Below are 15,025 nucleotides of genomic sequence, written 5' to 3' on the forward strand. Positions count from 1 at the left end.
TTATTTATTAAAAGAGTTAACTTTATTTAAAACTTTAATGATATCAACAGTCGCGCCAACATCATGCACACGTATTATTTTAGATCCCTGTTGTACCGCAATTAAAGCGCCTGCCAGACTACCCGCTAAACGGTCTGATAATTGACGATTTAATAATTGACCAAACATTGATTTGCGAGAAATACCTGTCAATAGAGGGTAACCAAGTGCAACAAATTTATGTGTTGCACTTAATAATGCAAAGTTATGATCCATTGTTTTACCAAAACCAAAACCCAAATCAAGGATTATCTGCTCTTTTTTGATACCTATTTGTAAACAAGCTTCGATACGTTGCTCTAAAAAATCTTTCACATCAGAGTACAGATTAGCATAGCGGGGGTCACTCTGCATTGAGCGCGGAGCTCCTTGCATATGCATTAAACATACTGGCACGTTCAATTGAGCGGCAGCTTGTAATGCACCTTCGCCTTGTAACGCGCGTACATCATTTAGGATTGACGCCCCTGCGTGTACAGCCTCTCGCATCACTTGTGCTTTACTCGTATCGATGGATATCCAACAGTCACTATTTTGTTTTATTTTTTCAATAATGGGCAAAACTCGCGCTAACTCTTCATCTAAGCTTACATCCGGCGCACCAGGGCGCGTTGACTCACCGCCAACATCAATAATACTGGCACCTTGTGCAAGCATCTCAAGAGCTCGTTTGAGTGCTATATCGAGGTTTTTAAATTTCCCTGCATCCGAAAACGAATCCGGCGTCACATTTAAAATTCCCATAACTTGTGCGAACTTTAAATCAAGTACCTTAGAGCCACTTTTTAATTGCATTCTATTTCAACTCTTTTTCTACACACATAAAAAAAACCTAAGCAAGCTTAGGCTTTTTTAGCAATCTTTACTTATTCTTTATCTTCGCGCTTATTATCTTCGTTATGTGCATCGTCATCGACCCGTTGGTCAATAACATTCTCATCGTGTTCCGGTGAGGATGTTTCATTTTCATCGGACTTAGATTCTTGATGGCTTTTTTTATCACCCTCTTTAGGTTGTTCATCATCACCCCAATCTTTGGGTAAACGAACTTCAATACGCGCCATTAAATCATCAACTTGATGCGCATCAATGGTTTCAAATTTCATTAACGCATCTTTCATAGCATGTAAAATATCAATATTATCCTCTAATAATTTATATGCTCGATTATAATTAACCTCAACAAACGCTTTAACTTCATCATCAATTATTTTACCCGTTTCAGATGAAATCGTATTTGAACGCAATGAATTAGGCTCTGCTATCAATAATATTGGACCTAATTTGTCCGAGAAACCCCATTCGGTCACCATTGCTCGCGCAATCGAAGATGCTTGTTTAATATCTTGCGATGCACCAGTAGAAACTCTATCTTTACCATAGATAAGCTCTTCTGCTATTCGTCCACCGTATGCAACTGAAATACTACTTTCAAGCTCTAAACGATTTTGACTAATTTGATCACCTTCAGGTAAAAATTGTGTCACGCCTAATGAACGTCCACGAGGAATAATGGTCACTTTATGAATAGGATGATGTTTTGGTACTAAGCGCGCAACAATCGCATGTCCTGCTTCATGGTATGCCGTTGATTCTTTATCTTCTTCGCGCATCACTAAACTACGACGTTCAGCTCCCATCAATATTTTATCGCGTGCTTGCTCGAAATCTTCACTATTAATTACCCGCTTATTACTACGCGCCGCAAATAGTGCTGCTTCATTGACTAAGTTTGCTAAATCAGCACCTGAAAAACCAGGGGTTCCTCGCGCTAGAATGCTAGATTTCACATCATCTGCCAAAGGCACTTTACGCATATGTACATTAAGAATTTGTTCACGCCCGCGCACATCGGGTAAAGCAACCATCACTTGTCTATCAAAACGGCCTGGTCGTAGTAAAGCGACATCTAAAACATCGGGTCTATTTGTAGCAGCGATGACAATTACACCTTCATTGCCTTCAAAACCATCCATTTCAACAAGTAATTGGTTTAATGTTTGCTCACGTTCATCATTACCTCCACCCATGCCGGAGCCACGTTGACGGCCAACGGCATCAATTTCATCAATGAAAATAATACATGGTGCTGACTTTTTAGCTTGTTCAAACATATCTCGAACTCGAGATGCACCAACACCCACAAACATTTCCACAAAATCAGAGCCGGATATAGCAAAGAAAGGTACTTTAGCTTCACCCGCAATCGCTTTCGCAAGTAAAGTTTTACCCGTACCAGGAGGTCCGACCAATAACACCCCGGTAGGAATGCGACCACCTAAACGCTGAAATTTTGTTGAGTCTTTTAAGTAATCAACTAATTCTTTAACATCTTCTTTTGCCTCATCACACCCCGCGACATCCGCAAAAGTGGTTTTTATTTGATCTTCACCTACCAATTTAGCTTTGCTTTTACCAAAGGACATAGCACCGCCTTTGCCTCCGCCTTGCATGTTACGCATGAAGAATATCCACACACCAATCAGTAAAATCATCGGGAACCATGAAACAAATATAGATGCTAAGAAACTGGTAGTTTCTGGTGCTTTGCCTTCTACTTTTACATTGTTTTTGAGTAAATCATTAAGCAGATCTAAATCTGGTGCTGGAATATAAGTAACAAATTCATTTTGATTGCTTTGTATACCACTGATAACAGATCCATCAATTTGCACTTGTTGAATCTGCCCTCGGTTTACTTCTTTTACAAAAGTGGTGTAATCCATTGCGGATTGCTTACTCTTATCTGATCCAAAGCCTTGGAATAAAGACATTAAGACTACTGCGATCACCAACCACAATATCAGGTTTTTTGCCATATCGTTCAAGATGTAAACCTCGTAATTAATAAATAAAATTCAACTATAGACTACTACAGTTTAAAAATAGTCGCTACTATATATTTTGCTGTAAACCTCGTAATTAATAAATAAAATTCAACTATAGACTACTACAGTTTAAAAATAGTCGCTACTATATATTTTGCCATAAAATGACAATTATGTATCAAACGCTAAAACCCATTGCTACAAGATAAACCTCTCTTGAGCGTGCTCGAGAAGAATCAGGTTTGCGCGTTTTTACGACTTTAAATTTCTTTTTAAGTTCCTTCATAAAGGTATCAAAATCTGCTCCCATAAACACCTTTACAATAAAACTACCGTCTTTTTTTAAGACATCAGAGCACATTTCAAGAGCGAGCTCGACTAAATACATCGACTTGGGTTGATCCATCGCCGCATTGCCACTCATATTCGGTGCCATATCGGACAAGACCACATCCACTTTTTTTGTGCCTATACGCTTTAACAATGCATTTAGAACCGCTTCATCACGGAAATCACCCTGTAAAAAATCAACACCCGCAATAGAATCCATCGCTAAAATATCACAAGCTATCACTTTACCTCTTAAACCAACTTTATCGACACACCATTGAGACCAACTCCCAGGAGCAGCACCTAAATCAACGACAGTCATACCCGATCGGATCAGTTTATCTTTATTATTTATCTCTTCCAATTTAAAAACTGCGCGAGAACGCAAACCTAACCGATTTGCTTCTTTGACATAAAAATCATTAACATGTTCTTGCATCCAACGCTTTGAACTACCTGAATTGCTTTTTTTTAACACACCGGGGGCATTATTCCCCGAATTAACTTTTTTACCCATTAATTTTTTCCTGCACCTTTATAAATAGTAAAGTATAATATTAAAGGGTAGAATGCCCTATTTTTAACCTTAAATAAAAGAATTTGTATGAACTTATCAAATAAACAAAAGAAGCACCTTAAAGGCTTAGCTCATTCCCTTAAACCAATTGTACTTCTTGGACAAAATGGCTTAACCGAAGGCGTACTCGCTGAAATTGAGAATGCGCTTAACTTCCATGAGCTTATCAAAGTGAAAATCGCAACAGATGATCGTGAAATGAAGCAATTAATTATCGATGCTATCGTACGTGAAACAGAAGCAATTAATATCACTAAAATTGGCCATGTGGTTGTGTTATACCGCCAAAGTGAAGAAAAAATAATAGACTTACCACGCAAATAACACCTCCAATTAATACAAAAGCCCAGTTATGCTGGGCTTTTTTATATCTTTATTTACTAAAACTATGCAATATATTGAACATTAATTATTTCATATTCAATCGCGCCACCCGGTGTTTGGATAATTAGTTCATCGTCTATTTTCTTACCAATCAACCCTCTAGCAATAGGTGAATTAACAGAGATAAGGTTTAGTTTAATATTTGCTTCATCATCACCTACTATTTTATAAGTAACCTCTTCATCAGTATTAACATTAACAATCGTCACCGTTGTTCCAAATATCACTTTGCCGTTATTCGTTAATTTACTCACATCTATAATTTGTACATGAGAAAGCTTCGCATCAATATCTTGAATACGCCCTTCACAAAAACCTTGCTGTTCTCTTGCTGCATGGTATTCAGCATTTTCTTTTAAATCACCATGTTCACGAGCTTCCGCTATCGCCGCAATAATTTGGGGCCGTGTTTCGTTTTTTAACTGCTCAAGCTCTGCACGTAAAGAGGCAGCTCCAGCGGCTGTCATTGGATATTGAACCATTAAAAATCACCTTATTTCGGTTTTAATCTATTTTGAAAAAGTAATATTTTACGCTGATTTTTATATTTAGTCACCGATTAAGGGAAAAATTGCCAACGTATTTTTATAAAGTTGTGTACTAATGCAAGATTTCTCTTCATTACGTAGATTATTTAAACACTCAAAAATAGGAATAACATTTAGAGGTGTATTGTTTTTTTGACTTTGTTGGTGTAAATGCATATCTGGTGCATCGGTTTCTAACAAGAGAGAGGTTAATGGTAAATGCGCGATACTCGCGCGTACTTTTATCGCATTAGGATGGGTTATTACGCCACCGATCCCCAGCTTAAAGCCTAATTTTATAAACTCATTACCAACCTCAACACTAGCAGAAAAACCATGATAAACACCTCCTTGTGAAAAATGACATGCTTTTAAAATTTCTAAGACGCGTCCTTGTTTTTTAACACAGTGCAATATAATAGGTAATTGGAATTTTTCGGCTAACTGTAATTGCTTAATAAAAAGTATTTCTTGCTCTTCTGCAGAAAAAGAGACTCCTTTATCTAAACCGATTTCACCTAACGCCACACATTTTTTAGGTTTTTTTTCTAAAAGAGTTTGTAAATACTTAAGATCACTTTCTTTATATGAATGCAAAAATTGCGTGTGCACCCCTAACGCATAATAAATAACATCATGCGTTTGCGCCATATGTTGGATACTAGCCCACTCTTTAGCGTGTGTTGATGGAATTATCAGTTTATTTATCTTTTTTTCTTTTAACTGCGCAAGAATAGCCATAATGTCATCATTAAAACACTTAAAATTAAGATGACAATGGCTATCTATAAACATGCGAATTCAATCCTTAAAAGTCCAATAAATATTCAAAAAGCACCCTTAAATATTAATGCTCTCGTGTTTTACGGAAATTAATCGCCGGATAACGTTCAATCGCTAAATTTAAGTTAATCATTGTCGGCGCAACATAAGTTAAGTTATTGCTTCCATCTAACGCAAGATTATCATAAGCTTTTTTCTCGAATTCAGACATTTTTTTAGAGTCTTCACTATCGACCCAAAGTGCAGTTGCCACATTTATGCCCTCGTAAATAGCATCCACTTTATATTCTGATTTTAAACGTTGAACAACCACTTCAAATTGCAGTACACCCACAGCACCTACAATAAGATCATTACTGCGTAATGGGCGAAATACCTGTACCGCACCTTCTTCTGAAAGTTGCATTAAACCTTTTAATAATTGCTTTTGCTTTAAAGGATCTTTTAAACGAATGCGGCGAAACATCTCTGGAGAAAAATTTGGGATCCCTGTAAATTTTAATTCTTCACCCAAAGTAAATGCATCACCAATTTGAATAGTGCCGTGATTATGTAGACCGATAATATCTCCCGCATAGGACTCTTCTATCGCGCGTCTATCGCCGGCCATAAAAGTAACGGCATCCGTAACCGTCATTTTTTTACCCGTGCGCACATGAAACATTTTCATGCCTTTTTCATATTTACCAGAACAAATACGCATAAAAGCAATACGATCTCGATGCTTAGGATCCATATTTGCTTGAATTTTAAAGATAAATCCCGAAAACATTTCTTCTGTAGGCTCTACAACTCGCTGTTTTGTCACGCGCGATAATGGTTTTGGCGCCCATTGTATTAAACCATCTAATACGTGATCTACACCAAAATTACCTAATGCAGTTCCAAAATAAACCGGCGTCAATTCTCCACTTAAGAACATTTCTAAATCAAACTTATTCGAGGCACCTAATACTAACTCCATCTCATCTCGTAATAGATCAATATGTAATGGTAATATGTCATCTAATTCAGGATTATGTAAGCCCTTAATGATACGGCTATCTTGAATAGTATGGCCTTGCCCTGTTGAATATAAAATAACTTCATCGCGAACAAGATGATAGACACCTTTAAATTCTTTACCCATACCGATGGGCCAAGTGATAGGGGCACAAACAATATCTAACACGTCTTCCACTTCATCCATTAAGTCAATGGGATCGCGAATATCACGATCACATTTATTCATAAATGTAATGATCGGCGTATCACGTAATCGTGTCACTTCCATTAGTTTAATAGTTCTTTTTTCAACCCCTTTAGCCGAATCAATAACCATTAAACAAGAATCTACCGCCGTCAGCGTACGATATGTATCTTCAGAGAAATCTTCATGCCCAGGAGTATCAAGCAGGTTAATAATACAATCACGATAAGGAAACTGCATGACAGAGGTTGTAATAGAAATTCCTCGTTCTTTTTCAATTTCCATCCAATCGGACTTTGCATGCTGTCCCGATTTTTTACCTTTCACTGTACCCGCTTTTTGCAGAGCATTACCAAAAAGTAATACTTTTTCAGTAATGGTCGTTTTACCCGCATCGGGGTGAGATATTATAGCAAACGTCCGTCTACGCCCCACGCTATCTACTAATTCTTTAATCGACATTAACCACTCTCTTTGATTATGTACACTATTATGTACACATATGTGTGCGTTCGGTTTATATAAAAACTATTTATTCCTCGTATTTTATGTTACAAGGATCATTGAAAGAATAAGAATATGCATGCGCTCTAATAAACGGTTATACATTATAATAGGAGTAATTCGTGTCGAAAATTGAACATTTAAATATCACGGTTCCGAATATAGACGAAGCGATTAAATTTATTCAAATAATCGCACCTGATTTCAAAATAAGAAAGGATGTAAAATCATCCACTAGTTATCGTTGGGTTCATATTGGTAATGATGAATGCTATTTTGCCCTTCAGGAACCTCATTTTGGATCTGATCCTGAAAGCCCACGAAAAACATATAAGAATTACGGTGTTAATCATATTGCAATTATTGTTAGTGATCTTTTGAAAGTAGAAAAAGATTTAGTGAAATATGGATACAAACGTAGTATTGAAACTCCTGTAGAAAAATATCGTAAAAGGTTATATTTCTTCGATAATTTTGGATTTGAATGGGAGTTAATTGAGTATAGTACTCAAGATCCTACAGAGAAGTTTTTATACGAATAAATGTATCAAAAGTTAAATATCGGAATGCTTATGAACTCGATTGTGTTAGTTACAGGTGGTAGTAGAGGAATCGGGGCTGCAACCTCAAAATATCTAGCAAAACAAAGTTATGCTGTTTGCGTTAATTATATATCAAATGAAATAGAAGCAAATAAGATTGTTACAGAAATAGAAAGGGATGGTGGCGTCGCTATTGCAGTGCAAGCTGATGTATCAAAAGAGAATGAAGTCATTAAACTTTTTGATACCATTGATAAATCATTGGGTAAAATCACTCACTTAGTAAATAATGCAGGAATATTACTACCAAAAATGAAAGTTTCTGAAATGTCAGCTGAAAGAATTAACAAAATATTTTCGACTAATGTCACTAGCTATTTTTTATGTTGCAAAGAAGCAATAAACCGAATGAAAAATGGAGGGGCTATTGTTAATGTTTCTTCTGTCGCCTCACGATTAGGCTCACCCTCTGAGTATGTTGATTATGCCGCATCAAAAGGGGCTATTGACACATTAACAATAGGTTTATCTATTGAGGTTGCTAATAAAAATATTCGTGTTAATTGTGTGAGACCAGGCTTTATTTACACTGAAATACACGCCGACGGCGGTGAACCTAATAGAGTAGAACGGATTAGAAATTTGATACCATTACAACGGGGTGGTAACCCTGTAGACGTTGCCGCTTCCATAGCTTTTTTATTATCAAGTGAAGCTTCTTTTATTACGGGTACATTTATCGATGTAGCAGGTGGAAAATAGCTATATAACAAGCCAAAAACGTATTTTTCGACCCTTTAAATAATTCTTTGTAATTATAAATTAACATTCAAATTCTATCATAAAGCCATGACCGATTTCCAATTCCGGATTGGCATTTGCCAATTATTTAAATGAATCAAGAACATCTCTTATTGCCCTAGTAAGCACGCACACTAATACGGGCCGATGTTTTTCTAGTTTCATCCGCATTACGTGAGTATTTATTCGAGGGTATTATGTCCATAATAATTTATGCTGTTCCTGGAACCTTTTGTAATGTTGAAGTTTGGGATGAATTACTTAAAAACCTACCATCTTGTATCGAGATAATTAACATAAATATCCCAGTAAGAAATTCTGTTAGCGAAATTATAAATTTTCTCGATGAGCAATTACCTGACACTGCATCGAATTTGCTAGGATTTTCTTTTGGAGGCTTTCTTCTGTCTGCTTTCACACTCAAATTTCCTCATAGAGTGAATAAGCTTTTGGTGATATCCGATTCCTTAAATAAACTAGAACAGAAAGAAATCGAGTCGCGTAAAAAATTTGTAAGTTTTATTAAAAGAGAAGGATTCTCTGGCTTACATAAAGAATCGATAACAGCAGTGCTACATCCGATTAGAAAAGATGATATTGATTTACATGAAAAAATAATAAAAATGAGCAAATCGATGGAACCCATAGCAGTACAAAATCAGATACTTGCTACAACGACTAGATATAATCTATATGAAAAATTAAATTTTCTATCAATACCCACTTACATTGTGTTTGGCGATATGGATCAAACATTCAATAAGAATATTATTAACGCCTTAGCTCCTGATAACTTTCACTATAAAGAAATTAGTGATTCTGGTCATTTCTTACCTTTAGAACAACCAAGTAAATTAGCTACGATTGTCTTAAGATGGACTGCTTTATAATAACAATACAGAATAAGTCGTTTAAACAAAATCAAAACGATGGCTCTTATTTGTGACTTACAACAAAGTCTCACTCGCAAGTGTAAATATTTGCTACAATAGGCATAATAACGATTTAATCAATAGTGGTGTTTTATGAAATTATTAGTGCGTAATATTGCAACAATAAGTACAGAAGAAAAGATATTAAGTTTATTTAGTGAATACGGAACCGTACAATATTGTACTTTAGTGCTTGATAAAAAAACGGGAAAATCAAAAGGGTTTGGTTTTGTTGAGATGCCTCGCTCTGGTGATGCTAAGCTTGCTATGAAAAAACTAAATGGCTATAAATTAGCCGGCAATATTCTCCGAGTGAAAAAAGCAGAGCATAAAGAAGGTGATGATATAAAAGTAGCCATTGAACCAAAAAAAGTATCCGTACAATTTAAACAAGTCCCAAAAGTAAAAGAGAACAACAGCGTTATCGACAACGATGAAAATGTTGCGCATTTATACGGAAAGATCAAAGAGCATGATGCCGATTAATTACTTTTTATAAATCCAAGAGCGCGTTTATAACGACCTTCTCTCATTATAAAATAAGCCATATCATTAATTAATCTTATGGCTTAAGTCACTCTAAGACCCTTTTACAAAATATTAAATACCTACAAATACATTGACTGCTTAGTTATCTTCACTAATTCGGCTAGAAACAGGCCCTTGCTGATTTTTATATTTTGCATTCGCACGTTTATTATAAGGTCTTGCTGCCGGTGCAGATAACGTTTCAAAACTCAAAGCACCAATTGTCATGCCTGGGCGCAGAGCAAGTGGTAACTTACCACTATTATAAAATTCTAAAACAATACAACCCGACCAGCCGGGATCAATACGATGCGCAGTAACATGCACCATTAACCCTAAGCGCGCTAATGACGAGCGACCATCAAGCCAGCCCACAATATCATCAGGCAATGTGACTTTTTCAAGAGTGACAGCAAGAGCAAGCTCCCCTGGATGCAAATAAAAAGCTTCGTGAGCAGGAATAATTATTTCATCACTCATTATCTTATCTAAAGCTACATCCACATCTGCTTTTGGTCCAGAAAGATCTAAATATGGCATTTTGTGCTCATTAAACACACGGAATTTATTGCCTAGACGAACATCAACACTAACACCTGATATTGCACTTTCTTCAGGCCGTGGATCTATCACTATTTTACCTGTATCTAAATATTCTTCTATATGGGTATCACACAATCGCATAGGGGGAAACTCCAGTAATATTTTCGATTAATAAACGCAGTATACAGTCACGTCATTATATTAAAAGGAATTTTACGACAGGCATAAAAAAAGGCCAGTCAATGACTCACCTTTTTTTTCAAATCAGAATGGACTATTTAAAGTCCATCGAGGCTATATTATAGCGCTACGATGTTTTCTGCTTGAGGACCTTTTTGACCTTGAGTAACAGTAAACTGTACTTTTTGGCCTTCAGCAAGAGTTTTAAAACCATTGCTTACGATTGCAGAGAAATGTGCAAAAACGTCAGGACCATTTTCTTGCTCGATGAAACCAAAACCTTTAGATTCATTGAACCATTTTACTGTACCAGTAGTAGTTGTAGACATAGTTATATCCTATTTATTGACTAAATTAACCTTGATAAATCAAGGGCTTTCGCTGGAAGTGTTGCTATTACTTATGAAGTATAGGATTCGGTACATAATACGGAACATTGAAACATAAATATCAAACGAACTTTCAAGCTACGACAAAGTATATATATCTTACTTATATAGTCAATCTCTATTTATCAAAAAGCCTGTTTTTTTATAAAATAAATACTATTGTCTCTGCTTGCATAAAAGCGCTTAACACAGTTCACACATTTAATGTTATATTATTGCTCTTTGATATTGACGAGTATATAGATGACAATTTGGATAGATGCGGATGCCTGCCCCGTGCCAGTAAAAAATATTATTATACGCGCTAGCCAGCGCACCAACATGGCTTTAGTCTTCGTAGCCAACAGCCCTATCCCTTTGCCTAACCGAACTCTTATAAAGCGAGTACAGGTTGAACACGGCTTTGATGTGGCAGATAATTACATTATTCAACATGCAAATAGTAGCGATCTAGTAATAACCCAAGATATCCCTTTAGCCGCGGAATTAGTGGCGATGAAAATATGTGCACTTAACCCTCGTGGTGAGTTATATACCCCCGATAACATCCGCCAACGCTTAGCGATGCGAAATATTTCTCAAGAAATGCGCGATATGGGACAAATAACCGGAGGTCAAAATAAATTTTCCGATAAAGAAAAACAATCCTTTGCAAATGCTTTAGATCGCTGGCTACAAAAAAATAAACCTTGTGCCTGACAAGACACAAGGTTTATTTTCATTCAACACATAAAATCACGTAACGTAACTTATAAGATACGCTCTTCTTTGTTAAGCATTGCTAAACGTAGGCTTTCAGCATCTTTTTGTTTGCGTTTTTCACACGGTTCAGGGCAATCACATTCTTTTTCAATACCAACAGAAGAAAGCCCGCCACAACTTCCCGATATCGTTTTTTTATTAAAAATATAACCGATGGACATTGCCACAATGACCACTAAAAACACCATAAATGTCGCCACAAAATAAATCATAAGTCCTCCTGTACTAAATACATTTTAAATGCATCTGTGTATGATTCAATAAATTTATCGCCTTTTTTAACAATCAAAAATACGGCTAGTTGATGTTTTTTAGCAAAATCAAGCCCAACTTTAGGACCTAATACTGTGATAGCAGTTGCATAAGCATCCGCTAACATGCAACTTTTATTGATTACGGTAACAGAGGCTAATTTATGCGTAATAGGTTTGCCGGTATTAGGATCTATTGTATGTGAATAACGGATACCATTAAATTCATAGTAGTTGCGATAATCTCCCGATGTCGCTATCGCATTATCTCCGATATGGATAACCTGCTCTACATTCTTGCCCACCGTTGGCCTCTCAATAGCCAGAGTCCAACGTTTATTCTTAGGTTTCATTCCTTGTGCTCGCAACTCCCCACCAATATCAACTAAATAATTATTGATACCTAAAGATTGCAAATATTCGCTAATAACATCAACGCCATAGCCTTTAGCAATAGAAGAAAGATCAATGTATAGATCTGGAATTGCTTTTTGCAACGTTGTTCCTTGCACTGTCAAATATTGACCGCCAACACGTAATTTTTGACGCGCAATAAGGCCCGCACTCGGCACTTTTGTCGGTCTTTTATCTGGCCCAAACCCCCATAAATTAACTAAAGGTCCAACCGTAATATCATAAGCACCTTGCGATTGTTTATATATTTTTAACGCGCTATTAACGACGAATGCCGTTGCTTTTGAAACAACAAATGATTGTTTACTCTGATTAAATAAAGAAAGCTCTGAGTCTGGGATATACGTCGACATTTGAGCGTTAACTAATTCTAATTTTTTATCGATTGCAAATTTTAATTTAGATTGACTTAAATCTTCTGTTTTTTGCTGTTTAGCATCTAAAACTAAAGTGATTGTATAATAGGTGCCCATTGTTGTACCTTGAAGTTGTACAATTTCAGGTTCAACATTGCCACACGATAAAAGAAGACAAGCTAGTCCGGTTAAGACTAGCCATTTACTAATGCGAGAAATCATTCAAAATCAACCGAAATCATCAAGCATAATATTTTCATCTTCAACACCTAAATCTTTAAGCATAGAAATAACGGCAGCATTCATGATAGGTGGACCACACATATAAAATTCACAATCTTCTGGAGCTTCGTGATCTTTAAGATAATTTTCTAATAAAACATTATGAATAAACCCAGTGTAACCCTTCCAATTATCTTCAGGTTGTGGATCACTCAACGCAACGTTCCATGAAAAATTTTCATTTTCAATTGCAATTTGATCGAAATCTTCGACATAAAACATTTCGCGTTTAGAACGAGCACCATACCAAAAACTGACTTTACGCTTCGTCTGTAAACGACGGAACTGATCAAATATATGAGATCGCATAGGCGCCATGCCCGCACCACCACCAATAAATATCATTTCATTTTCAGTTTGTTGTGCAAAAAACTCTCCAAAAGGCCCAGATATTGTTACTTTATCGCCAGCTTTTAAACTGAAGATATAAGATGACATTTTACCACAAGGTAAAGTGAGATCACGAGGAGGTGGTGTTGCAATACGCACATTAAGTAAAATTATACCGGCTTCACCTGGATAGTTAGCCATTGAATAAGCACGAATAGTACTTTCATCAACTTTAGATTCTAAATCAAAGAATTTAAAATGCTCCCAATCACCACGATACTGCTCTTCAATATCATAATCTTTATATTTAACATGATGTTTAGGCGCTTCAATCTGAATATAACCACCGGCTTTAAAAGGTACTGTTTCACCATCTGGTATTTGTAATTTTAGTTCTTTAATAAAAGTCGCTTTATTATCATTTGATATTACCGTACATTCCCATTTTTTCACCCCAAAAATCTCTTCGGGTAATTCAATGATCATGTCTTCTTTAACACTCACCTGACATGCTAAACGCTCACCTTTTTTAGCATCTTTTTTACTAATATGATCAAGTTCAGTCGGTAGAATATCTCCACCTCCTGCGGTTACTTTAACACGACACTGACCACAGGTTCCTCCGCCACCACAAGCAGATGAAACAAATATACCTGAATTGGATAATGCACCTAACAGTTTACCACCCGCTTGTGTATTGATACTTTTATCTACATCGTCATTAATAGATATTTTAATATTACCAGTGCTTACCAATTTGGACTTTGCAGCTAAAATAATAACAACTAAGGCCAAAACAATAATTGTAAACATGGCAACGCCGAGAAATATTTCCATCGACTTTTTCCTTGTATTGAGGGGATAAAATCCCCAAATTCAATAAATCTAATTTACGTTTAAAAAGTTGCTTATATAAAAAACAATAAGCAACTCATCTTATTTCTTTATAATTGAATACCTGAAAATGACATAAATCCTATCGCCATCAACCCTGCAGTAATAAACGTAATACCTAGGCCACGTAATCCTTCAGGTACATCTGAATACTTCATCTTTTCACGAATACCAGCCAAAGCAACAATCGCTAACGTCCAACCAATACCACTACCCACGCCATAAACAACAGATTCAATTAGTGTGTACTCACGTTGTACCATAAAGGCAACGCCACCAAAGATGGCACAGTTAACCGTTATTAGAGGTAAAAATATACCTAAAGCTTGATATAAAAGAGGGAAATATTTATCTAATACCATTTCTAATATTTGCACTAAGGCCGCGATCACACCGATAAAGGTAATAAAACCTAAAAAGCTCAGATCTGCATCTGGAAAACCTGCCCAAGCCAAAGCACCAGGTGCTAATAGGTGAAAGTAGATCACTTGGTTTACAGGGACTGAAATCCCCAATACCACGATCACTGCAACACCAAGACCCATTGATGTTTTTATTTTTTTAGATACAGCAATAAAAGTACACATACCTAAAAAGAAAGCTAACGCCATGTTTTCTATAAAAATAGATCGAATAAATAAACTAAGATAATGTTCCATC

18 protein-coding genes are annotated in these 15,025 nt (G+C 36.2%); 6 read left to right on the forward strand and 12 right to left on the reverse strand.

The features are described 5' to 3' along the window. The 3 genes from folP to rlmE form a co-directional block, all read right to left on the reverse strand. A complete protein-coding gene (folP, locus tag B8W84_RS05235) occupies positions 1 to 834 on the reverse strand; it encodes a dihydropteroate synthase (protein WP_094752231.1) in 834 nt (277 codons plus the stop codon). Between the two features lie 71 nt (positions 835 to 905). Then, entirely contained in the window at positions 906 to 2,858 is a 1,953-nt protein-coding gene (gene ftsH, locus B8W84_RS05240) for an ATP-dependent zinc metalloprotease FtsH (RefSeq protein ID WP_219349783.1), read from the reverse strand. 187 nt (positions 2,859 to 3,045) lie between these two features. Beyond that, positions 3,046 to 3,675 (reverse strand): 23S rRNA (uridine(2552)-2'-O)-methyltransferase RlmE, encoded by a 630-nt coding sequence (gene rlmE / locus B8W84_RS05245; RefSeq protein ID WP_374220148.1) that lies wholly within the window; start codon positions 3,673 to 3,675, stop codon positions 3,046 to 3,048. A 126-nt stretch (positions 3,676 to 3,801) separates the two neighbouring features. On the opposite strand from rlmE, the gene yhbY reads away from it, so the two are divergent. Next, positions 3,802 to 4,098, forward strand: coding sequence for a ribosome assembly RNA-binding protein YhbY (yhbY, locus tag B8W84_RS05250; protein WP_094752234.1), 297 nt, complete (start codon positions 3,802 to 3,804; stop codon positions 4,096 to 4,098). Between the two features lie 62 nt (positions 4,099 to 4,160). On the opposite strand, the gene greA is transcribed toward yhbY, so the two are convergent. The 3 genes from greA to prfC all read right to left on the reverse strand — a co-directional run bounded on the left by greA (position 4,161) and on the right by prfC (position 7,119). Next, complete coding sequence (greA, locus tag B8W84_RS05255) at positions 4,161 to 4,640, reverse strand: transcription elongation factor GreA (RefSeq protein WP_094752235.1); 480 nt, start codon at positions 4,638 to 4,640, stop codon at positions 4,161 to 4,163. A gap of 66 nt (positions 4,641 to 4,706) precedes the next feature. Then, the gene (locus B8W84_RS05260; protein ID WP_094752236.1) at positions 4,707 to 5,480 is read right to left on the reverse strand and encodes a TatD family hydrolase; all 774 of its coding nucleotides are present in this window, start codon (positions 5,478 to 5,480) and stop codon (positions 4,707 to 4,709) included. A gap of 52 nt (positions 5,481 to 5,532) precedes the next feature. Continuing rightward, positions 5,533 to 7,119, reverse strand: coding sequence for a peptide chain release factor 3 (gene prfC, locus B8W84_RS05265; protein ID WP_094752237.1), 1,587 nt, complete (start codon positions 7,117 to 7,119; stop codon positions 5,533 to 5,535). 164 nt (positions 7,120 to 7,283) lie between these two features. Between prfC and B8W84_RS05270 the strand changes: the two genes are divergently transcribed. From B8W84_RS05270 to B8W84_RS08190, 4 genes are all read left to right on the forward strand, one after another. After that, entirely contained in the window at positions 7,284 to 7,703 is a 420-nt protein-coding gene (locus B8W84_RS05270) for a VOC family protein (RefSeq protein WP_094752238.1), read from the forward strand. A 30-nt stretch (positions 7,704 to 7,733) separates the two neighbouring features. Further along, positions 7,734 to 8,465, forward strand: a complete 732-nt coding sequence (locus B8W84_RS05275; protein WP_094752746.1) for an SDR family oxidoreductase — start codon at positions 7,734 to 7,736, stop codon at positions 8,463 to 8,465. A gap of 236 nt (positions 8,466 to 8,701) precedes the next feature. Then, positions 8,702 to 9,394 carry an alpha/beta fold hydrolase gene (locus B8W84_RS05280; protein WP_094752239.1) on the forward strand — a complete coding sequence of 231 codons (693 nt, stop codon included), beginning with the start codon at positions 8,702 to 8,704 and terminating at the stop codon, positions 9,392 to 9,394. 135 nt (positions 9,395 to 9,529) lie between these two features. Further along, on the forward strand, positions 9,530 to 9,922 hold the full coding sequence (locus B8W84_RS08190; RefSeq protein ID WP_094752240.1) for an RNA recognition motif domain-containing protein: 393 nt from the start codon (positions 9,530 to 9,532) through the stop codon (positions 9,920 to 9,922). 141 nt (positions 9,923 to 10,063) lie between these two features. Here B8W84_RS08190 and dcd read toward each other — a convergent pair whose 3' ends face one another. Both dcd and B8W84_RS05295 read right to left on the reverse strand, forming a co-directional pair. Continuing rightward, positions 10,064 to 10,648, reverse strand: coding sequence for a dCTP deaminase (dcd, locus tag B8W84_RS05290; protein WP_094752241.1), 585 nt, complete (start codon positions 10,646 to 10,648; stop codon positions 10,064 to 10,066). A 158-nt stretch (positions 10,649 to 10,806) separates the two neighbouring features. Continuing rightward, complete coding sequence (locus B8W84_RS05295) at positions 10,807 to 11,016, reverse strand: cold-shock protein (RefSeq protein WP_015465653.1); 210 nt, start codon at positions 11,014 to 11,016, stop codon at positions 10,807 to 10,809. A 303-nt stretch (positions 11,017 to 11,319) separates the two neighbouring features. Between B8W84_RS05295 and B8W84_RS05300 the strand changes: the two genes are divergently transcribed. Then, positions 11,320 to 11,775 (forward strand): YaiI/YqxD family protein, encoded by a 456-nt coding sequence (locus B8W84_RS05300; RefSeq protein ID WP_094752242.1) that lies wholly within the window; start codon positions 11,320 to 11,322, stop codon positions 11,773 to 11,775. A gap of 50 nt (positions 11,776 to 11,825) precedes the next feature. Here the strand turns inward: B8W84_RS05300 and nqrM are convergent, their stop codons facing one another. From nqrM to nqrE, 4 genes are all read right to left on the reverse strand, one after another. Continuing rightward, positions 11,826 to 12,050, reverse strand: coding sequence for a (Na+)-NQR maturation NqrM (gene nqrM, locus B8W84_RS05305; protein WP_094752243.1), 225 nt, complete (start codon positions 12,048 to 12,050; stop codon positions 11,826 to 11,828). Next, on the reverse strand, positions 12,047 to 13,081 hold the full coding sequence (locus B8W84_RS05310) for an FAD:protein FMN transferase (RefSeq protein ID WP_094752244.1): 1,035 nt from the start codon (positions 13,079 to 13,081) through the stop codon (positions 12,047 to 12,049). The genes nqrM and B8W84_RS05310 overlap by 4 nt, the downstream gene beginning before the upstream one ends. Before the next feature lie 6 nt (positions 13,082 to 13,087). After that, positions 13,088 to 14,308 carry an NADH:ubiquinone reductase (Na(+)-transporting) subunit F gene (gene nqrF, locus B8W84_RS05315; protein ID WP_094752245.1) on the reverse strand — a complete coding sequence of 407 codons (1,221 nt, stop codon included), beginning with the start codon at positions 14,306 to 14,308 and terminating at the stop codon, positions 13,088 to 13,090. A gap of 107 nt (positions 14,309 to 14,415) precedes the next feature. Further along, positions 14,416 to 15,024: an NADH:ubiquinone reductase (Na(+)-transporting) subunit E gene (gene nqrE, locus B8W84_RS05320; RefSeq protein ID WP_094752246.1), complete on the reverse strand. Its 609-nt coding sequence runs from the start codon at positions 15,022 to 15,024 to the stop codon at positions 14,416 to 14,418. Position 15,025 lies beyond the last annotated feature (1 nt).

Source organism: Psychromonas sp. CD1, from assembly GCF_002239585.1.
Taxonomy (GTDB): domain Bacteria; phylum Pseudomonadota; class Gammaproteobacteria; order Enterobacterales; family Psychromonadaceae; genus Psychromonas.

What these genes read in the sequence shown, in the direction of transcription:
- nqrM (WP_094752243.1), bottom strand. Translation starts at nt 12,050, where the DNA reads ATGATTTATTTTGTGGCGACATTTATGGTGTTTTTAGTGGTCATTGTG.
- greA (WP_094752235.1), bottom strand. Translation starts at nt 4,640, where the DNA reads ATGGTTCAATATCCAATGACAGCCGCTGGAGCTGCCTCTTTACGTGCA.
- B8W84_RS05275 (WP_094752746.1), top strand. Translation starts at nt 7,734, where the DNA reads ATGAACTCGATTGTGTTAGTTACAGGTGGTAGTAGAGGAATCGGGGCT.
- dcd (WP_094752241.1), bottom strand. Translation starts at nt 10,648, where the DNA reads ATGCGATTGTGTGATACCCATATAGAAGAATATTTAGATACAGGTAAA.
- prfC (WP_094752237.1), bottom strand. Translation starts at nt 7,119, where the DNA reads ATGTCGATTAAAGAATTAGTAGATAGCGTGGGGCGTAGACGGACGTTT.
- ftsH (WP_219349783.1), bottom strand. Translation starts at nt 2,858, where the DNA reads ATGGCAAAAAACCTGATATTGTGGTTGGTGATCGCAGTAGTCTTAATG.
- nqrF (WP_094752245.1), bottom strand. Translation starts at nt 14,308, where the DNA reads ATGGAAATATTTCTCGGCGTTGCCATGTTTACAATTATTGTTTTGGCC.
- B8W84_RS05295 (WP_015465653.1), bottom strand. Translation starts at nt 11,016, where the DNA reads ATGTCTACAACTACTACTGGTACAGTAAAATGGTTCAATGAATCTAAA.
- B8W84_RS05260 (WP_094752236.1), bottom strand. Translation starts at nt 5,480, where the DNA reads ATGTTTATAGATAGCCATTGTCATCTTAATTTTAAGTGTTTTAATGAT.
- B8W84_RS05280 (WP_094752239.1), top strand. Translation starts at nt 8,702, where the DNA reads ATGTCCATAATAATTTATGCTGTTCCTGGAACCTTTTGTAATGTTGAA.
- B8W84_RS05300 (WP_094752242.1), top strand. Translation starts at nt 11,320, where the DNA reads ATGACAATTTGGATAGATGCGGATGCCTGCCCCGTGCCAGTAAAAAAT.
- yhbY (WP_094752234.1), top strand. Translation starts at nt 3,802, where the DNA reads ATGAACTTATCAAATAAACAAAAGAAGCACCTTAAAGGCTTAGCTCAT.
- B8W84_RS08190 (WP_094752240.1), top strand. Translation starts at nt 9,530, where the DNA reads ATGAAATTATTAGTGCGTAATATTGCAACAATAAGTACAGAAGAAAAG.
- folP (WP_094752231.1), bottom strand. Translation starts at nt 834, where the DNA reads ATGCAATTAAAAAGTGGCTCTAAGGTACTTGATTTAAAGTTCGCACAA.
- nqrE (WP_094752246.1), bottom strand. Translation starts at nt 15,024, where the DNA reads ATGGAACATTATCTTAGTTTATTTATTCGATCTATTTTTATAGAAAAC.
- B8W84_RS05310 (WP_094752244.1), bottom strand. Translation starts at nt 13,081, where the DNA reads ATGATTTCTCGCATTAGTAAATGGCTAGTCTTAACCGGACTAGCTTGT.